We start from the raw sequence: 19927 nt of genomic DNA, 5'->3' as shown, positions 1-19927 counted from the left end.
GCTATATTGATTTTTTACATCTAATGTTAGCCAAGTACATCAATTCTTGCATTTTTTGGTTTCTTCCGCCAATAATTTTATTCCATAATCGCTCATCGCTTTAGATATTTCTAAATTCATTTAAAGAGCACGGACATAGCATTATTTCACTCCTGTAACTTATCAAGCCGTCTTCTAATAGCTTACGATGTCTGTTGCTTTGCAATGCTACTAATAATTCCTCAACTGTTTTTGCTTAGAAGTTACAAATCCCCTACAAATATGTGGTTCTACAATATCTGTTGTTGGTAATAGATTTTCATCTATTACTGATGACAGATTTTTTATTTATGGCTAGAATAAAAAAGCGGACATTTCCTGTCCGTTCATCCAAGTCAACCACCACGAAGATTTTTCAGAAAGAAGGAAATGCCCTATGTGTCATGATACTACAAAATTATTATTAGGAATAGCTGACGAGAACCTAAAAATTACTGACGGTGAAACTGGAGAAGACGGGGTTATTCGCTTAACTGGCCACTTGGATTACACGCCGAAGGCTTGTCCCAAGTGCGGGATTATCAATGATCAAAAGATTATTAACTACGGCTGGCGCAATACCACTATCAGATTCTCGAAGGTTCTGAGCAACACCGTCATCTTAGCCTTAAAGCGCCGCTATTTCCACTGTAAAGAATGTCACGGCAACTTTCTTGCACAAACAGTGGCAGTTCCGAAACACTGTACAATTTCAAACACCAGCCGCAAAGAATGCCTAGAGAAGCTCGGTGAACCGGTCTCTTTGAAGCACATTGCCAATGAAGTATCGGCATCAGATTCATTTGTGGGCCGCCAGTTAATGCGCGCTGAACGAGACTTTCAAACCAATTGGCACTATTTACCAGAGATCATCTTAATGGATGAGGTGAAGAGTACCAAGAGCGCTACTGGTGCCATGAGCTTTGAGTTCATGAATGGCGAAACCCATGAATTAATCGACTTACTCCCTTATCGAACCATCAATAAACTAGAGAAGTATTTTTACCGCTTCGATCAAGCTGCCCGAGAAAACGTCAAAATTATTGTGACTGATATGAATTATACCTACCCCAAGCTTGTGCAGACCGTGTTCCCCAATGCCATGGTGGTCATGGACAAGTTTCATATTATCAACGCCCTAAATCGGGCGTTTAACAAAACCAGAATCAAGGTGATGAAGAAGTTTACCCCGTCTTCTCGCGAATTTCACGCCCTTAAGCGCTACTGGAAGCTGTTGTTAGTACCAACTGAACAGCTTAACTTTGAACAATTCAAAAAGTGGACTAATTTTCCTTACTGGATAGCTGCCACCGACGTTGTCCATCAGCTGTTATCGTTGGATTCAGAACTAGAACAAACTTATCAAGTCTTAAACAGCGTCCGGTCAGCTGTCCAACATCAAGATTGGCATAACTACAATGCGGCATTTTGGAATAACAAAACGTATTCTGAAGAAATGAAGAACACGATTAAAACACTTGAAAGCCATCATGATGAGATTCGTAACACCTTTACCACACACTATTCAAATGGTCCTTTGGAAGGTTCTAATAATAAAATCAAGGCGATCAAACGAGCCAGTTTTGGCTATCGCAGCTTCTGGAGGTTTAGAACTCGAGTACTATACGTTTTCAAAATCAAAACAAAAAGAGCCCTAATCACGAAGTGATTAGAACTCGAAATATGGATTCACCAACAACAGTTGACGAAGAGCCGACAAAATTACTTTTGTCCCAGCCCCCTTTAGTTTAAAACTGCTTAGCTATTGTTACTCAGCTTTATGAATGCTTCCAAGAATATCATCTTTCGAAAAATCATGGGCCATATAGGCTTTGTTATTGACTGGTAAATGTTGTTCAAGCGTATCAAATAGCTGGTAGGTGACTTCACCCTTGACTAAATGAAAGCCCAAGACATGACCACCGAAAGAATGGTCGTCTGATAAGAAGTGTTCATGAAAACCGGCAACAGCCGCACCATCGAACAGTTGTGGCGAGTAGTAGCCTAATAGTGTGCCGTCAATTTGATCGCGAGTAAAAATGCTTTGATTCTCCGCAGTTTTAGCCAATGTATCGTAAGGCGGCGTCGACTTTTCGACTGCCCGTGTTTTGATATTAGCGAACGTCCCCTTCACTTCAACAGAAAAGAAGGTATTGGCCGCTCGACTTAACGAGAGCATTTGCTTATCCAATTCATCCTGATCAACATTTTCTAATTCGGCAAGTGGCGCATATCTTGCAAAATGACTATTAGCAAATGGCAGCGTAAACGACTTCGGGACAACATTCACCTTGCCGCTATGATCGACTTGATACGGCTTACCATCCAAAATAATAAGCTCACCGTCGAGACCATCACCGGTTCCAATTCCCGTATCACCGTGTTTCAGTAAATCGGCCATCGTAATCGTCCCGGTTAACAAGCCTGGTACTAGTAAGGCCAGCGTGCCATGTTGATATAAAGTTGCGTGTTTTGCCATCGTAAGACTTCCTTATCGTTTAGTTTAAAATATCTTTCAATAAAGCTGACTTTAACTTAATGTTATCACTATAATCGACTGGAATGTCAACAATTACCGGACCCTTTGTCTTAAATGCTTGATCCAAGGTTGTACCAAGATCATCCGGACTGGTTACCCGCAAGCCACGAGCACCAAAACTTTCGGCGTATTTAACGTAGTCAACCGGACCAAATTGAACACCGGCTGGTTTCCCGTACTTGGCAATTTCTTGAAATTTAACCATGTCGTAGTAACCGTCGTTCCAGATCAACTGCACAATATTTAGATTAAGACGCACTGCGGTTTCCAATTCCTGACCCGAAAACAGGAAACCCCCATCACCGGAAACGGAAACGACAGGCTTGCCGGGCCGAACCAATGCTGCTGCAATCGCCCATGGTAAAGAAACACCTAAGGTTTGCATTCCGTTGCTGAATAGCAAATGACGTGGTTTATAAATCCGGAAATGCCTTGCCATCCAAATATAATGACTACCAACATCAACCGTAACAGTCGTATCATCGTCAACCCGTTCCTGAAGTGCCCGGACGATTGCCAATGGATGAACCGTTCCCGGTTTGACATCGGTTGGTACTTTGTTTTCAGAATCAAATTCCTGTCGTAAATTATCCAACGTTTTGGAAGTATCTGCTGATAATTTGAATTCGCCAGGTAAGCGATCAGCCAAAGCATCCAGGCTACCCGCAATATCTGCAACCACAATCACATCCGGTTGATAATCTTTACTAATTTCGGGTGCAACATCGTCAATATTAACCACTTTACCAGTTCGATCAACATTCCAATTACGGGCTTCATACTCAACCGGATCGTAACCAATCGAAACAACTAAATCGCTTCGTTTGAGAAGTGTATCACCAATTTGGTTTCTAAAGAGGCCCACCCGGCCAAAGAAATCATCTTCAAGCTCATGAGAGATAATCCCCGCACCCTGATAAGTTTCAACAACCGGTAACGGAAACTTCTTAAGTAAACTGCGAATTGCAGCCGTGTTTTCCGGCGTTGAAGCCCGCATGCCGGCCAAGATAACCGGTAACTTCGCGTGTTTCAACAACTCGATAATTTGATCAAGAGTTGCATCTGCAGCCCGACCATTTTCATGTTTCGTCAACGGCTTTACCTCAGGTCGATTTACCTTATCGCTCAATACATCAGCTGGTAATGAGATAAAGGCAGCCCCTGCTTTGGGTGAAATGGCTGATTGATAAGCATTGGCAAATGCTTCTGATAAATTATTTGCATCCTGAACTTCAACACTGCTCTTAGTTGCGTTAGCCATTAGTTCCTTACTAGAAATACTTTGATGAGTTAATCGTGCAAGATCGTCACGAGGCACTTGCCCCCCCAAAGCGACTACGGGATCAGCCTCAGTGGTAGCCGTAATTAAACCAGTTACAAGGTTGGAAACACCTGGTCCCGATGTGGTGGCAACCACTCCCGGTTTACCAGTCAATCGCCCAATTCCCGCCGCAATAAAGGCGGCATTTTGTTCATGACGCGCCACAATTAGCTTGGGTGTTCTGGGATCATCACTATATGTTAAATCCTCAAATAATTGGTCAACCTTAGCACCCGGAATACCAAAAACATATTTAACACCCTGGTTAATCATCGTTTGAATTAAAGCTTGGGATCCACGTTTTTCATTACTCATATCAAGCACCTCATCTTTTCTATGTTGACAATTCAACTTAATCTTTACCAAAATAATAGACACGTTATGTTGAATTGTCAACAAAAAAACAGTAGACTTTATCAAGTAAGTAATAAATAATTTTCAACAAATGCAGCGGTGGTATCGCAATAAAAGCGCTAACCATGCTGATATATTATTCTAGAATTGTTTAAATTAACTGAAGTTTCGACAGATTCCCACTTTGAAAGAAATTTACACAGCTTACAAAGTGTCAATAATGATCGATTTTATTCCCTTATTTTTAAACACTAATTTGAAAGGATTTTTACATTGAAAGATATCGGTTACCTGGCACAAGATATTTCGATTTTACATCGTCAATACTACAAAGATACTGGGAAACAATTCAAAAAACATCATCTAAATCCAACTGCTGCCTGTATTTTGTTAACTGTCCGCGATCATCCAGACATTAACCAAAATCAGGTTGCTAAATCGCTGGTTATTGATAAGGGTCTGGCAACCCGAGAAATAAAAAAGATGGAGCAATTAGACTACCTCACCAAGACCTCCGGCACCGGTAAGGCAATTAATTTAAATTTAACCGGTACCGGTAAGAAAATTATTCCCATTATCAATGATATTCGTAAAGAATGGTGGCAGTCCCGCTTCTCTGAAACCGGCATTTCACCAGATAGTCCTTTAGTTGCAGCCATCGAAAAAGTAGTCAAAGTCATTACTAGTGACGCCAAGGAGTGATTTTGTGAACTATCCGACCCTTTTATTCGATGTTGACGATACCCTGCTTAACTTTCAGGCATCAGAACATCAGGCCATTCAAAAACTGTTTAACCAAATCAATCGACCACTAACTTCCAAAGCCTATCAAAACTATCATCAAATGAACGAAGGGCTTTGGCGCCGTTTAGAGCGTGGCGAGATTTCACGAGAGACATTACTGAATACCCGATTCCAAATATTCTTCAGCCAATACGGTTTGGATGTTGATGGCGTGGCCTATGAGAAACAATATCGCCAATTTTTATCGGCAGGTCATGATCCAATCCCAAACGCTGTCCAATTGCTAAACGATTTGAGTCATCACCATCAACTCTATATTGTAACCAACGGAATCGCAGCGACTCAAAAACGCCGACTTCGTGAATCTGGAATGGCAAAATATATCACAAAAATGTTTGTCTCAGAAACAGTTGGCCATCCTAAACCCGAACCTCAATTCTTTGACTACGTAGCTGAAAGTATTGATCATTTTGATAAGCAGCAATCATTAGTTGTCGGTGATTCATTAACCTCAGACATTCTTGGTGCCGCCAATTATGGCCTTGATTCAGTGTGGTTCAATCCAGCTCATCAGCAAAATTCGACTTCAACAAAACCTACTTATGAAATTGCTGAATTAATGGAATTAGAAAATATCGTCTAATCATTATTCTTATTTCCATGAAAGTAAAAAGTCTTCTTATCCGGTTCTACAATATCTGTTGTTGGTAATAGATTTTCATCTATTACTGATGACAGATTTTTTATTTATGGCTAGAATAAAAAAGCGGACATTTCCTGTCCGTTCATCCAAGTCAACCACCACGAAGATTTTTCAGAAAGAAGGAAATGCCCTATGTGTCATGATACTACAAAATTATTATTAGGAATAGCTGACGAGAACCTAAAAATTACTGACGGTGAAACTGGAGAAGACGGGGTTATTCGCTTAACTGGCCACTTGGATTACACGCCGAAGGCTTGTCCCAAGTGCGGGATTATCAATGATCAAAAGATTATTAACTACGGCTGGCGCAATACCACTATCAGATTCTCGAAGGTTCTGAGCAACACCGTCATCTTAGCCTTAAAGCGCCGCTATTTCCACTGTAAAGAATGTCACGGCAACTTTCTTGCACAAACAGTGGCAGTTCCGAAACACTGTACAATTTCAAACACCAGCCGCAAAGAATGCCTAGAGAAGCTCGGTGAACCGGTCTCTTTGAAGCACATTGCCAATGAAGTATCGGCATCAGATTCATTTGTGGGCCGCCAGTTAATGCGCGCTGAACGAGACTTTCAAACCAATTGGCACTATTTACCAGAGATCATCTTAATGGATGAGGTGAAGAGTACCAAGAGCGCTACTGGTGCCATGAGCTTTGAGTTCATGAATGGCGAAACCCATGAATTAATCGACTTACTCCCTTATCGAACCATCAATAAACTAGAGAAGTATTTTTACCGCTTCGATCAAGCTGCCCGAGAAAACGTCAAAATTATTGTGACTGATATGAATTATACCTACCCCAAGCTTGTGCAGACCGTGTTCCCCAATGCCATGGTGGTCATGGACAAGTTTCATATTATCAACGCCCTAAATCGGGCGTTTAACAAAACCAGAATCAAGGTGATGAAGAAGTTTACCCCGTCTTCTCGCGAATTTCACGCCCTTAAGCGCTACTGGAAGCTGTTGTTAGTACCAACTGAACAGCTTAACTTTGAACAATTCAAAAAGTGGACTAATTTTCCTTACTGGATAGCTGCCACCGACGTTGTCCATCAGCTGTTATCGTTGGATTCAGAACTAGAACAAACTTATCAAGTCTTAAACAGCGTCCGGTCAGCTGTCCAACATCAAGATTGGCATAACTACAATGCGGCATTTTGGAATAACAAAACGTATTCTGAAGAAATGAAGAACACGATTAAAACACTTGAAAGCCATCATGATGAGATTCGTAACACCTTTACCACACACTATTCAAATGGTCCTTTGGAAGGTTCTAATAATAAAATCAAGGCGATCAAACGAGCCAGTTTTGGCTATCGCAGCTTCTGGAGGTTTAGAACTCGAGTACTATACGTTTTCAAAATCAAAACAAAAAGAGCCCTAATCACGAAGTGATTAGAACTCGAAATATGGATTCACCAACAACAGTTGACGAAGAGCCCTTTAAGACTAAATCAGTAGCCATCTTTTTTGAGAACGAATAGCCGATAATCCGTCGTGAGTGCAGGTCCATGATGGTTGATAAGTAACACCAGCCATTACGCTTCGTTTGAATATAGGTCATATCAGCGGTCCATTTTTGATTTAAACCAGTGGTCGAGAAATCCTGCTTAAGCAAGTTGGGACGCTGTTCAACCTTGGTTTTGGAAGCCGAAGCCGCTTTCCACTTATTGACGGTAACGGAGTGGATATCCAGTTCCTTCATGAGCCGGGAAATCCGTCGTGGACTGCACCGAAGCTGCAGTGGTTGAAGTTCCAGATTCAATTCATGGTGGATCTTCATAACACCGTATCGCTGCTTAAATTCCGCAAAGATCCGCAGAATCCGTTGTTTCAAGTCCGCATCTTCGGCCCGGCGTTTTGAAGGTTTGGGGGATCGATAACGATAATACTGAGCTCTGGAAACACCGAGGATTCGGCACATCTTGGTTACCTGGTGGTGATGGCTTTCTTGGTGAATGTAATCAAAGATATTGGTTACTTCTGCGCAAGGAAGCCCAGGGCTTTTTTTAGGATTTCGTTCTCCTCAGACAGCGAAGCCAGTCGCTTTTCCATCGCTTTGATTTCGTCTGGCGATTTACCGGATTGAGTTTTGGCCTGGCCCTGGATCCACTTATGAACGGTTGAATAGCCAATGCCATATTCTCTGGCCAGTTGGGCAGCTGATTCGCCTTGCTTATATAGGTTGATAATGTTTTGTTTGAATTCTTTGTCGTAACGAGTTGGCATGTAAAAATTCCTTCCTTTTGAGAGACGATTTATTCATTATACCCTCTCTTAAAAGTTGTCTCAGGAATCAGCTTACATCCAGTTTCTTTAGAATATGTTAATTGGTTCAATTACCGACGAATCTCATCAAAAACAAAGGGTATGTCCCCGTGTGAATATCGAGAACATACCTTAGCGGCATAATAATATTTACTTTTGTCTAACTTTTGTGTTGCACTTCATGCACTTTAAAATGACTCAAGGCTAGTTTTTATTTGCTACTGAGCCATCGTTAATGATGGCCATTTTGTTCTAAAGTACATTCGTGATGACGCAATGATTCACCGATATCTCATCCAGATACTAAGCCTTCTTCTCTCGAATGGAGCCCACCAGATCATCTGTAGCTGGAGCGTTCGCAAGCAATGCGCGAACATCATCAAGATTCACCTTAACATTCCAAACTAAAACACCAACTAACTTATCGGTATCTATGAAATAGACAAGCGATCCATGCGTTCGCCGATCAAAAATCAATTGCAATTTAGGATCAATATTACCGATTGCTTGCCAGGAAATATCAAAAATCATGGAATAGAAGTATGGGGTATGCTGATAGCTCATGTGAGCACCTGCCATATTACGGCCAACTAATTCACCAGAAATTCGGGCATGGTCCACGTGCTCAATCCGTTGCCGACCCAAGATGTGATCTGGATAAGAGGCAATATCTCCAGCAGACCAGATGGCTGGGTCACTAGTATTGAGATACTCATTAACTTTCACACCACCATCAGCTAAATCCAAACAACTGTCTTCAGCTAAACTAATCCGCGGCGTAACGCCTAACCCAACAATGATCGTATCGGCTGCGATCACCGTACCATCCTTTGTCAATAGAGTCAAGTGGTCACCTTGGCGTTGATATGATTGGACAAACTGACCACTCATCAGTGTGACACCATTGCGTTTGAACGTGGCTTCATACTCAGTCCGAATAGACTCAGGAAATTTACCCTCACCCAGCGCTTTTTCTGGAAAAATCATTGTAACTTCAGTCTCATTTTGGGTCAGTGACGATGCGAGCTCTGTACCAACATATCCACCACCAATGATCACAACTCGCTTGTTCGGACCACTAAATTTACGTAACTTGCGATAATCTGACCACTGTCTAAAGACTAGCACATGTGGATCAGAAGGTCCCTGGATTTGTCTAGGTTCTCCGCCAGTTGCTAGCAATAGCTGTTCATACTTGATTTGCTCACTATCGGCCAATGTAATGACCTTATCTTGCCGATTAATAGCCGTAACCGTTGTCTTGAACTTAAAAGTCACATTGGGATAATTTTCAGCACCAATCTGAATGTTCTCTTCAGTAAATTCATCATCTAGCCATAGTTTTTTACTCAGTGCCGGTCGTTCATATGGGACATCCGCCTCTTGCGAAATAATTAAGATCTCACCCTCTGAATCTTCCTGTCGAATTCCCTTGATGGCATAGCCAGCAACCACTCCGCCACCAACAATGACGTATCGATAGCTGTTTGTCTGATCCAAATCACTCATCTAATCGCCTCCATAACTTTACTTTTTCTAGGATCATTGTAATATAAAAACGCCATGATTCGAAAAATAACGATCAGAATTGTCAATCGTTGCTTGCTTTTATCAGAATAATAATTTTATTTACATACTGCTACAAAGCTATCAAATATCACTATGATCCAGATTTAGAATTGCGGATAACACAGCATAAAATAATATTATTTTAATTAAAAAACCTCAATTTTTAAGGTAATCATTTTTGATTTTAATTTGAAGTAACAATATTCGAAGAGTTGTCATTTTTCTTGGTCATTTCTCGGATTTTAGTGGAGTTAGAAGTTTCAAGTGGTCCGCTCTGCTATGATTCTCTCATGTAAACATCATCTTTGTATATTGAATTTCTTTCGATATCTGATAAAGGTCGTCCGTTTAATCCCTGTATTACGGGCAACATCAATGTCACTTATGCCAGCTCGATAAAGCTTAAAAGCATGTTGCAAGCGGGGATCGTCTTGGGTGTATTGGGGTTTGCGCCCATGATATTTATCCTGCTGCTTAGCTAAGGCAATCCCTTGCTGCTGGCGCTCAATGATTCGCTTACGTTCACTTTCGGCCTGATACTTATAGAGTTCAATAATCAAGTTGGTCATCAGTTGACGTAAATTTGGGTCAGCAATCCCTGTCATGGACGGTAAATTCAACACATCTAGGGTGGCACCCTTATTTTGAATGGAGTTCATGATCTTAGTCAAATCATGGTTGTTTCTGCCTAAGCGATCTAATTCAGTGACCATTACAATATCACCCTCACGAATATAGGCCAGCATTTTTTGCAGTTCTGGCCGATTAGTGTTAGCTCCACTTAATTTATCCGTAAATAATTTATCAACGCCTTTTAAGGCCGCTAGCTGTCGATCTAAATGTTGCTCTCTGGAACTCACGCGCGCATAACCAATTTTAGCCATTGTCAGCACTTCCTTTTGGACAGTTCTAATGAACACTTGTAATTCCTAGTATAGCACAGAAATAAAAAAGGCCACTAGGGTATGCCCTAATGGCCAAAAAGCTCAATTGATTTAATGGATTATGCTGTGTCGATTCAAATCTAATAAGTCTTTGAAATTTCATGTGCAATATGTGATGGATCTGGATAAATGAAGCTTTCCGTTATCCCCACGCTTTCCAGCTCGGACCTTATTGAAGCTTTTTTGCAATGTGGTATAACAAAGGCCATTGGTTTTGGTTGTGGATCAATGGAATCAGAAAGAAGTCTTAATATGTTTATTCTAGTTTGAGTCCGCTTTTGGACTTCATCGGAATTAAGAGCCACTTGGTTTAACACCAAAAGATTTTGTGAAAAAAATGTATCAGGTTGCAACATATTATTAATTGGATAAAGATATAACCATTAATTATGATTGGTTATTAATAAAACAAGGAGTTGAGGCAAAATCATTTTGCCCCAACTCCTTGTTTTTAATAGCTTAAAGCCATTTGTTGTTTGTTGTGCCAGATTTTATAGAACGCATCTTCAGGCAATGAGCCCTGTTTTTTCGTCCAACAATCGTTAAAATAAATTGTTGAGTTGTTAAACCCCGTCATTAATAGGGCATGGGTGTGAAATCCGTCAAATTCACCAACCCATATGACAATGGGGTGACCTGTTGCACTTAAATACTGTTTTAGATTGGCCAATGGTTGACCGCTCAAATTGACAGCGTTTCCTGCATAGGTTGTCACTAAATCTGTGAGTGCAGATGGGTAAATACTATCACCATCATCAGTGAATGGATTACCAACAAATCCCTGATTGGGGTCAGTCGGATGATAGGGCATTTCATGTGCCAGCTGAACTTTGTCAACAACGGCACCTGCATATTGAAGCATCATTGTGGTGGCAGTAATCTCGCAGCCGGTTGGGAGTTCTGGGCGCTGAGCAATAACGGGGATTGATAGTTTGTATGAAGACATATAATTGTAGCTCCTTGCATTTTATTAATCGATAGTAGTTTTGACGGCACTAGTCATTGCGTCATCGCTTAAAGCCTGTCCAATTCCGGGCTTATCCGGAATCTTGAAGTACCCGTCAATTGGATGGTAGTCATATAGACCACTTGCAATATTTTGCGGTTTTAATGAAATTTCATGATATTCATGAATTAAACTATTGGGAATAACAGCTTCAAGCTGAAGCGCAACAGCCGTTGCAATTGGGCTGCCACAAACATGAAATTGAACATCAATATCATTTGTATCAGCCATATCACTGATTTTCCTTGCCTCAGTGATGCCACCACAGATTCCGATATCAGGCTGAATAACATTTAAGGAACGACTGTGAATAAACGACGAAAAATGAAACCGAGTGGCAATTCGTTCACCACTTGCCAGTGCCGCACCAGTTGTATCCTTGATATCGTTCATTATATCAGGATTCATGGGCGAACACGGTTCTTCAATATAGTAGAGATTTAAGTCGTGACATTTTTTGATAAACTGAATCGCTGAATTAGCCGTTAAGTTGGCGTGACACTCTAAAATGATGTTAATATCCGGTCCAACAGCATGCCGAATTGCTTTTAAACGACTGTAGTAATCATTTATCATGGAGTTGGTTAGCAGACCATGAGTAGCGCGAGCAATTTTTCCTGACCCTTGGATCATAAACGGATCAATTTTAATAGTGGTATAACCTTGATTGACAACTTTCTTTGCGACTTGCGCATATTCTGCCGGCGTTTTCAAAAAGCGGACTTTGGTGTCCCAATCGAATTGGATTTGACTGGCATACGCTGAAATTTTGTCACGAGTTTTGCCGCCTAATAATTGATAAACCGGGACGTTAAGAAGTTTCCCCTTAATGTCCCAAAGTGCGGTATCAATGGCACTAACTGCGGCGTAGAAGACAACATCGCCGCCCTTTGCCCAAAAGGTAGTTTGATAAAAGTCAGCCCAAATTTTTTCACTTTGAAGTGGATCGCGATCAATAATGACCTTTGAAAGATCACTAAGGGTGCCAACCATTCCTTCATTGATACGACCATAAGCCAGACCGGATTCACCAAAACCTTGGATTCCTTTATCGGTATTAACTCGGATCACAATCGGATGCCAAGCCGGCATTAAACCAAACCATCTCAATTGAAAGATATCAATACTTGTAATTTTCATGATGTTTGACTCCAATTAGGTTAATTTTGCAACATTAGGTCTGCAAGTGTTTCTGGCGCGATATTTCCAATCGCTTTTTTTAGATCAAGAGGATCTAGAGCTTGAATTAAGGCAGCTTGATTAAAATTGGTTTGATCCAACTGGAATTCTATTTTCTCTAGATTTCCAGACACTTGAAGAAAGTCCCCAAATATTTTAGGATGCTTCACTTTTTGATTTTGGACTGAGAAACCTATTTCAATAGTCCCAATACCTTCAAAGTAACGCTCTCGATAATATTGGAAATGATTGTCAGGACCATATATCCAATTATGGGTTGCGTATTTTTGATTTGCTAATTCAGAAATTTCCTGCCAATCATTCTTTGTGAGTTGGTAGGTTGGAATTTTTGTGATGTCCGAAGTATTAAAAGCTGTCGTCAGAATCATATTTTCCAATTGATCGAAGGTGATTTGGGAAAATGCCGGCTTAAAGAATTGTCGAATATTAGTTACTCGACTATGAACTGATTTAACGCCCTTGGCCTGCAATTTAACTTTTGAGGGTGTTAACGCTTCATTGGCATTATCCAAGTTGACATTAATCATCAACGTTCCTCCGTAGGAAACCCGATGACCGGTTTTAGACGCGGACATACCCGAGAATTTCCTGCCGTTAACTGTTAAATCATTGCGACCATTTTTAACTGCATCCACACCTAAGTGATGAAGCGTGTCTATGATGGGTTGGGCATATTTGCCGAATTGTGGTTTTTGAACGGTTGCTTCTGTATCAATATAGCAATAAGTGAGGTTTCCCGGATCAACGTAAACTGCGCCACCGCCGGAGTTTCTTCGAACCAGATCGATACCATGAGACTTTAAAAATGACATGTTTACCTCAGCTTCAACGTTTTGATGAACGCCACAAATAACTATTGGTTTTTGTGGATGATAAAAATAGAACAGTTTATCAGAAAATCTGGTATTTTTTTCTAAAAATTCAGGGAAAGCCTGTTCAACCGCAGACTGTTTTAAATAGTCTTTTCCTAAAGAAGTATCAATATATATAATGGTGATCACCTCTTTTAAGAAGCTGTCTAAAATCTCATCACGAATATGACCGGCCCCCTTCGGGGTGTTTGTTACTTCACCTTGGAAACACACTTGCTTATTTGAATCCATTCCACAATAATCAAGCTTCAATTTTGAAACATCAATACCAACATTCAAGTTCATTGATTCAGACCTCCTTTCCGTTCTTATTTTGGATAGGCTTGGGTGCTGTGTGATACTCCCTAATTATGAATCTTCAGAACATCCTCGCAATTTATGAGTAGACAAGTCATCCAATGACTAGCTGCTTGATAGAACGCGAGCTATCAAAATCATCAGCTAACACTACAGCTTGTGGTTTGAACTTAAACAATTCATCTGGGCGGCATTCTTAAAATGTAGATAAACTACAGGAGGCGAAATCCTATACCAGTTGGATCCGAATCCAATGAACAAATAGAGAATATCACACAGCATCCGAACAGCGAAGCTGGTCAATACTTGAATACATTTTTAATAATACGAGGAGTGGTAAAAATGAGAACTCGGCGGATAATTCTGACTAGTGCGATCATCATCTGCGTCCTGTTAATATTTGTCTCAATCAATGTTGCACTCATCGGCTTGACCCTGGTATTGTCGTGGACAAGCTATCAGCTGCTGATCAAAAAAGACTATACGCTGCTGCAGACTAGCATATTTCAAAACGTCTCACTTAGGATGCCTGATTTTGACAAATTAAGTCAGGAACAAATTTCAACCTATCAGCGGACAGCTTATCGGGTTGGCTGGTAGATCCTGGCAAGTACGATTGCCTGTGTTATTGTGCTGATTTGTTTGAATCTTTGAATTCGAAAAAATGATATTAAAAAAGTTCCGAAGCAATTTTGCTTCGGAACTTTTTTCGTGTATCTATTGAGGATTAATCTTCGTCGTCTTCCTCATCCAAGCCTTCTCGTGGTGTCTTACCAAGCAAGGCCTGCAGAGTAGCGATGTTGTGGTTGTTATCTTGCAGCAGGCCAACCAAATGTTGTGCCAAGACTGGACGGTCTTCTTTTTCAGCAAGCTTAATTGCCCGGGTGACAAACATGTTCTCAGTGTCATAGTCGTGGACGAAGTCGTTGACCAGCCACTCTACAGATTCATATTTGTTCTGGCCGTTTTCTTCCAGCATGGTGTACTCTGTGAATTCCTTTTGGGTACTTGGCGTAATTAAGGCCTCATCGATTAAGACCGTGCCCAAGGCATCCTTTTGGTCGTACGCCTGCTTAAGTAAGTCGCCGAATAGGACTTTCAGCTGTTGGGCCGACATTCCCTTCACATACCATTTTGCCATCTGGAGTTTGTTGGATAAAACTTCCAAATTGGCAACGATGTGGCCGGTCATCGCACCAGCCGTTGGGGTATGGTGGTCGATATCTGCTTGCTTAACTTCTGCTTCAAATAATTTTTCGGGGGTTGCTGTTGTCATATTCTTCACCTATTTCACTTTCATTGATTGAACTTCATAGCCTAAATCAGTTACCGTGTCTGACAATTTGTCTGCGGAAATTTTATCGCCGTCAAAATCAGTTTTGACTTTGGCTGCATTGAACAAGACTTTGACGTTTTCCACACCATCCTGCTTTTCAAGTGCGCCCTTGATCTTTTGCATGCATGACGGGCATGACAGCGCGTCTAATTGTAAAATTGCTTTACTCATATTGATAACCTCCATCTCATTTACTGTTTTAATGATACATCCTATTCGCCAACCGATAATTGATCTGGATCAAGTTTGGCAGCTTTGGGCTGATAATTAATTAATCGCATTGCGTTGAAGATGACAACCAGGATACTGGCTTCATGGACAAACATTCCGCTGGCCATGTAAATAAAGTCGAGAATCAAGCCAATCAGGAGGGCGACAACCGTCGCAATGGCGATGAAAATGTTCTCCTTGGTGTTGATGACCGTTTTTTTGGAAAGTCCATATGCATGGATCAATTCATTGAATCCTGATGACATCAAGACGACATCAGAGGTTTCAACCGCCACGTCGGTTCCACTTCCCATGGCAATCCCGATGTCAGCCGTCACTAATGACGGACTGTCGTTGATGCCGTCGCCGACAAAGGCAACCTTGTGGCCTTCCTGCTGGAATTGTTTAACGTATTCGACTTTTTGTTCCGGCAAAAGTTCTGCGTGGACTTCGTCAATGCCGATTTGTTCTGCAACGGCATTGGCTGTCTGCAGGTTATCACCGGTCAGCATAACCGTCTTCTTGATGCCGAGTGACTTGAGTGTCGCCAGGCTTTGCTTAACGCCTTGACGAATCACATCCGAGATACCAAGAATGGCTTGAATTTGCCCGTCGAAGGCAACGATAACTGTTGAACTGCCTTCGCCTTGGATGTTTTCCAAGTCTTGACGTTGTTCAGACGTCAAATCAACATTTTCATCGTTCATCATTCTCAAATTACCAATTAAAACATTTTTACCGTTGGCAGTTGCCTTAACGCCACGGCCTTTGACTGTGTCAGCATCGGCAACTTGAACGTCCTCAAACGGAATATGATGATCACCTGAGAATTTAACAACTGCTTGTGCCAATGGATGATCCGACTGCTTTTCAACGGCTGTGGCAATTTGCAAGGCCAACTGGTCTCTTGAGTAATCTTTGAACTGAGTAACCGCCGTTTTCCCTTCAGTCAGGGTCCCGGTCTTATCGAATACCAACGTGTCGACATTGGCAAAGGTGTTCATCACTTCACCGCCCTTGATCAAGACACCGTTTTTCGCACCATTACCGATTCCAGCCACGTTTGAAACCGGGGCGCCGATGACCAAGGCCCCAGGGCATCCCAAGACCAAAACGGTAATCGCTAATCGGAAATCTTTGGTAACCAAGCCCACAATCAATGCAATGATCAAAACTGCCGGAGTGTAATAAGTCGCAAATTTGTCAATAAACTTTTCTGCTGGCGACTTGGTGTCTTGAGCATCCTCAACCAGTTCAACAATTTTGCCAAACGTGGTGTCGTCGCCAACCTTGGTTGCCCGAACTTTAAGTGTTCCGTTGTCTAAGATGGTGCCAGAGAATACCTGATTGCCAGTGCCCTTAGTGACTAGTTTTGATTCACCAGTAATACTGGCTTCGTTGATGTGACCGGATCCATCCACAATTTCCCCGTCAACCGGAATCTGACCGCCGGCTTTGACCAAGACGACGTCGTCAACGTCGACAAAGTCAACATCCGTCTCCTCAGTGTTGCCATCATCATCTACAATCATTGCGGTAGTCGGTGCCATTTCCGTCAAATCTTTAATTGAGTGGCGGGTTTTGGCCAACGTTTTGTCTTCCAAAAACGTCCCAAATAAGAACAAGAAAGTGACGATTGCTGATTCATTGTACTCGCCAATGATGAAAGCGCCAATCACAGCAATGCTGACAAGTAATTCGATGCTGATCGTTTTAAACCGGAGTGCTGAAACCGCCCGAAGAACGATCGGCACAGCTGAGATAATTGAAGCGGCGATAAATGAAACCGTGTAGATCATATCGCTGTCAACAACTTTCCCCAAGAGACCTACGCCAATTAATATTGCCGTTATCAATGTAATTTGATTTGTGTGTTGATTAATATATCTTTGAAATTTCATAATCCCCGCTCCATTTCTTAATTGATGTCTTTAGTATATGGTGGTTCGACCGATAAAGAATTGACGTGGATCAAGTTTGAAATTTTTGTTTGGGTAATTAATGGCGAATATTTTGGATGTAAGCTGATTCCTGAGACAACTTTTAAGAGAGGGTATAATGAATAAATCGTCTCTCAAAAGGAAGGAATTTTTACATGCCATGCATTTACGCCAGGTTCAAAATGTCTTAGTTGATGGTGGTTATTCAGGCGTTAATTTTCAGCTCGATGTAGCCAGTAATTTAAACGCAACCGTGCAGGTTGCGAAGCGCAATGAGTTGCATCGATTCGAAGTCATGCCCCAACGTTGGGTAGTCGAACGATCTTTTAGTTGGCTAGAGAATTGTCGGCGACTTTGGAAAAATTGTGAGCGTCAATTAACCACCAGTCTGCAAATGGTCGTTTTAGCGTTTTTAGCACTATTACTTAAGAGATTTTAGACAGCTTCTAAGTATTTTGACATTAACAGGCTTCTCAATGATCATTGAGAAGCCTGTTACTATCTTTATCTAAGTGTGGATTACGTGATAAGTCACAACGATTAATTACAGCCTAAGATAATCAGAAGAACAATTCCCATTCTAACGTTAGCAAAGGGCCCATTTCTAAATAAAAAAGAGCCCCATGGACGATCGCACGTAGAAGTTATGGAAACTGAGTGGATACCCATACTTTAACCAAGCCCAAAAATTAATTAAATTGAATAACTTCACTTTTTAGACAATCCTATTGGCTATTAGTCACTAGAACTCAGATTGGTAAATTAATTGATAACATTGGTGCTCTTAAAATGATATCAAATAATAAAAAATTATGTTACAATTCCACTTAGAAGGGAAGTGTTTATTATGTTAGGAAAAAGCGCAGATTTAGGAGACTACGGTCCAGCACCCTTTGCACCTGATTTAAAATCGGCTGCTTTGGAAAATGAAAATTATCGAACTACTTTGTGGACCGGGGATCATTTTCAAATCACATTAATGGCTATCCCAGCCGGAGGTGGTGATATTGGTATGGAAATTCATCATGGTAATGATCAACTTATTTACTTAGTAGCCGGTATTGGCCACGTTAAAATGGGGAAAGATAAAGATCATTTAACAGTTGATCAGGAAATTCATCCGGGAGAGGCTGTAGTTGTTCCTGATAACACTTGGCATAACGTGATCAACGCTGGAAAACAGACCATGAAGGTCTTCTCTATTTATTCACCGGTCAAGCACCAAAAAGGAACTAATGAAGCCACTAAAGCCGATGCAATTAAGCAGGAGGGCCCTCTGGAGGGTACTGGTGAATAAGACAAATTATTTATCAAAAGATATGATTTATGTCAAGAACTAATGGTATTCTTTCCTCAATTGTCAAATCAAGTGCAACACTAAGAATCTATTCTTAGAAGTGGTCTAGTTGCTAAGCTAGTTCAGGCATTAGATCGGCTGGGCAGCGATAGTTCAATGACCGCCGTAGCCGGTTGTTTAAGGTATCTTGAGCCAGCTGAATGTCAATGAGTGAGGCCGAAGCCAAGGATCTGCCCTTCGGGAAGAACTCGCGCAAAAGGCCGTTAGTGTTCTCATTGGTTCCACGTTCCCATGGTGAATAAGGATGGGCAAAGTAGATGTCAGTTCCCTTGACTTGACTCAAGCTTGAGAACTCAGCACCATTATCAAAAGTAATGGTTTTAAAGTGCTCGGTTCCATAGTCATATAAGGTATTCTGGAGGGCTTTCAAGCAAGTGTCGGCATGATAATTGGGAAGTTTAACGATGATCTCTAAGCGACTAACACGTTCAGTCAAAGTCATTAATGCTGGCTCAGATTCAACCCGTTTGCCTTTGACCAAGTCACCTTCCCAGTGTCCAAGCTCTTGACGCGCTTGAACCATGGCGGGACGCTCTTCGATTGAATGGCCCAGATTTTTCTTATTGATTCGATGATGCTTTGCCCCGGGGCATTTAATCCGGCGACGTAGTTTAGCTGGTAGGTCTGAATTGCGGATAGCTAAACGCTGGTCATCAATATACCGGTACACCGTCGGTGTTGAGGGGCAGACAAGCCTTGGGTGATCAGTCTTGAATTGGTGGACAAAAGTATCCACACTATGCATCCTGGGACGCGCTTTTAAAGCTGTCACCAAAGCATTACAGAAGGTTTGACAATGATCAAAGAGTCCACGATAACAGCTATTTAGTCGGTGCTTACGATAAATTGCTTCACCAGTTTCTGCCAGATATGACTGTTCAAAGATATGAGTACTAGCGTTAATCTGTGTCGTTGTCCCCCGTTTTAATTCACGTGAAATCGTGCTGGGATTACGATGAAGGGCCTGGGCAATCCGGCGGATAGACCAATCTAAGTCCCTTAGGGATTCAATTCGACCACGTTCAGCTAAATTGAGTTGGTGATACTGATTAGATATGATATTCTTAATTCGGGTCATGAAGATACCTCTTTCTTGTTTGTGGTGAATTAAGAATAGGTCTTCATGGCCTTTTTGACTAGTCTGAATAAAGAACTGGTCTAGTAGAGCAGGTGTTGCACTTCAATTTTAAATCGAGGAATGGTATTCTTTGATAAATAATTTGAATTAGAATTTTTTCTG

General features: G+C 41.4%; 20 protein-coding genes and 1 pseudogene. 8 read left to right on the top strand and 13 right to left on the bottom strand.

Going from position 1 to position 19927, the window contains the following annotated elements; genetic code table 11:
- Positions 1-415: 415 nt before the first annotated feature.
- Positions 416-1687: an ISL3 family transposase gene (locus PI20285_RS10955; protein ID WP_105782279.1), complete on the top strand. Its 1272-nt coding sequence runs from the start codon at positions 416-418 to the stop codon at positions 1685-1687.
- A gap of 99 nt (positions 1688-1786) precedes the next feature.
- Here PI20285_RS10955 and budA read toward each other — a convergent pair whose 3' ends face one another.
- On the bottom strand, positions 1787-2497 hold the full coding sequence (gene budA, locus PI20285_RS10950; protein ID WP_056986590.1) for an acetolactate decarboxylase: 711 nt from the start codon (positions 2495-2497) through the stop codon (positions 1787-1789).
- A gap of 19 nt (positions 2498-2516) precedes the next feature.
- Positions 2517-4193 (bottom strand): acetolactate synthase AlsS, encoded by a 1677-nt coding sequence (gene alsS / locus PI20285_RS10945; RefSeq protein WP_057775536.1) that lies wholly within the window; start codon positions 4191-4193, stop codon positions 2517-2519.
- A gap of 312 nt (positions 4194-4505) precedes the next feature.
- Between alsS and PI20285_RS10940 the strand changes: the two genes are divergently transcribed.
- From PI20285_RS10940 to PI20285_RS10930, 3 genes are all read left to right on the top strand, one after another.
- Positions 4506-4934, top strand: a complete 429-nt coding sequence (locus PI20285_RS10940) for a MarR family winged helix-turn-helix transcriptional regulator (protein ID WP_057775533.1) — start codon at positions 4506-4508, stop codon at positions 4932-4934.
- 4 nt (positions 4935-4938) lie between these two features.
- Complete coding sequence (locus PI20285_RS10935; protein ID WP_056986587.1) at positions 4939-5619, top strand: YjjG family noncanonical pyrimidine nucleotidase; 681 nt, start codon at positions 4939-4941, stop codon at positions 5617-5619.
- Between the two features lie 192 nt (positions 5620-5811).
- Entirely contained in the window at positions 5812-7083 is a 1272-nt protein-coding gene (locus PI20285_RS10930; RefSeq protein ID WP_105782279.1) for an ISL3 family transposase, read from the top strand.
- Here PI20285_RS10930 and PI20285_RS11930 read toward each other — a convergent pair.
- Entirely contained in the window at positions 7073-7612 is a 540-nt protein-coding gene (locus tag PI20285_RS11930) for an IS3 family transposase (RefSeq protein WP_234005755.1), read from the bottom strand. The genes PI20285_RS10930 and PI20285_RS11930 overlap by 11 nt on opposite strands.
- A gap of 53 nt (positions 7613-7665) precedes the next feature.
- A complete protein-coding gene (locus PI20285_RS11925; protein ID WP_002816285.1) occupies positions 7666-7917 on the bottom strand; it encodes an IS3 family transposase in 252 nt (83 codons plus the stop codon).
- Between the two features lie 27 nt (positions 7918-7944).
- Between PI20285_RS11925 and PI20285_RS10920 the strand changes: the two genes are divergently transcribed.
- A complete protein-coding gene (locus PI20285_RS10920) occupies positions 7945-8100 on the top strand; it encodes an IS3 family transposase (protein WP_342353097.1) in 156 nt (51 codons plus the stop codon).
- Between the two features lie 159 nt (positions 8101-8259).
- Here the strand turns inward: PI20285_RS10920 and PI20285_RS10915 are convergent, their stop codons facing one another.
- The 5 genes from PI20285_RS10915 to lplA form a co-directional block, all read right to left on the bottom strand.
- Positions 8260-9465 (bottom strand): NAD(P)/FAD-dependent oxidoreductase, encoded by a 1206-nt coding sequence (locus PI20285_RS10915; protein ID WP_057775313.1) that lies wholly within the window; start codon positions 9463-9465, stop codon positions 8260-8262.
- Between the two features lie 359 nt (positions 9466-9824).
- Positions 9825-10409, bottom strand: coding sequence for a recombinase family protein (locus tag PI20285_RS10910; protein WP_057775315.1), 585 nt, complete (start codon positions 10407-10409; stop codon positions 9825-9827).
- A gap of 511 nt (positions 10410-10920) precedes the next feature.
- Positions 10921-11415: a C39 family peptidase gene (locus PI20285_RS10905; RefSeq protein WP_057002564.1), complete on the bottom strand. Its 495-nt coding sequence runs from the start codon at positions 11413-11415 to the stop codon at positions 10921-10923.
- A gap of 24 nt (positions 11416-11439) precedes the next feature.
- Entirely contained in the window at positions 11440-12615 is a 1176-nt protein-coding gene (locus PI20285_RS10900; protein ID WP_057775316.1) for a mandelate racemase/muconate lactonizing enzyme family protein, read from the bottom strand.
- Between the two features lie 20 nt (positions 12616-12635).
- Entirely contained in the window at positions 12636-13832 is a 1197-nt protein-coding gene (lplA, locus tag PI20285_RS10895; protein ID WP_236698842.1) for a lipoate--protein ligase, read from the bottom strand.
- A 354-nt stretch (positions 13833-14186) separates the two neighbouring features.
- Between lplA and PI20285_RS10890 the strand changes: the two genes are divergently transcribed.
- Complete coding sequence (locus PI20285_RS10890; RefSeq protein WP_057775319.1) at positions 14187-14444, top strand: hypothetical protein; 258 nt, start codon at positions 14187-14189, stop codon at positions 14442-14444.
- A gap of 127 nt (positions 14445-14571) precedes the next feature.
- Here the strand turns inward: PI20285_RS10890 and PI20285_RS10885 are convergent, their stop codons facing one another.
- The 3 genes from PI20285_RS10885 to PI20285_RS10875 are packed head-to-tail and all read right to left on the bottom strand — an operon-like array spanning position 14572 to position 17291.
- Entirely contained in the window at positions 14572-15120 is a 549-nt protein-coding gene (locus PI20285_RS10885; protein ID WP_003582473.1) for a ferritin-like domain-containing protein, read from the bottom strand.
- 9 nt (positions 15121-15129) lie between these two features.
- Positions 15130-15351 carry a heavy-metal-associated domain-containing protein gene (locus PI20285_RS10880; RefSeq protein WP_003582479.1) on the bottom strand — a complete coding sequence of 74 codons (222 nt, stop codon included), beginning with the start codon at positions 15349-15351 and terminating at the stop codon, positions 15130-15132.
- 41 nt (positions 15352-15392) lie between these two features.
- Positions 15393-17291, bottom strand: a complete 1899-nt coding sequence (locus PI20285_RS10875; RefSeq protein ID WP_057775321.1) for a heavy metal translocating P-type ATPase — start codon at positions 17289-17291, stop codon at positions 15393-15395.
- Between the two features lie 205 nt (positions 17292-17496).
- Here PI20285_RS10875 and PI20285_RS10870 point away from each other — a divergent pair.
- Positions 17497-17769: pseudogene (locus tag PI20285_RS10870) on the top strand (transposase); the annotation flags it as partial.
- 408 nt (positions 17770-18177) lie between these two features.
- Positions 18178-18627 (top strand): cupin domain-containing protein, encoded by a 450-nt coding sequence (locus tag PI20285_RS10865; protein WP_057775341.1) that lies wholly within the window; start codon positions 18178-18180, stop codon positions 18625-18627.
- A 112-nt stretch (positions 18628-18739) separates the two neighbouring features.
- On the opposite strand, the gene PI20285_RS10860 is transcribed toward PI20285_RS10865, so the two are convergent.
- Positions 18740-19765 (bottom strand): IS30 family transposase, encoded by a 1026-nt coding sequence (locus PI20285_RS10860; protein WP_010619295.1) that lies wholly within the window; start codon positions 19763-19765, stop codon positions 18740-18742.
- Positions 19766-19927: the final 162 nt, after the last annotated feature.

It is taken from the genome of Pediococcus inopinatus (assembly GCF_002982135.1).
GTDB classification, from domain to species: domain Bacteria; phylum Bacillota; class Bacilli; order Lactobacillales; family Lactobacillaceae; genus Pediococcus; species Pediococcus inopinatus.
Note: the sequence above shows the minus strand (reverse complement) of the source record. Positions and strands in the feature narration are given on the sequence as shown.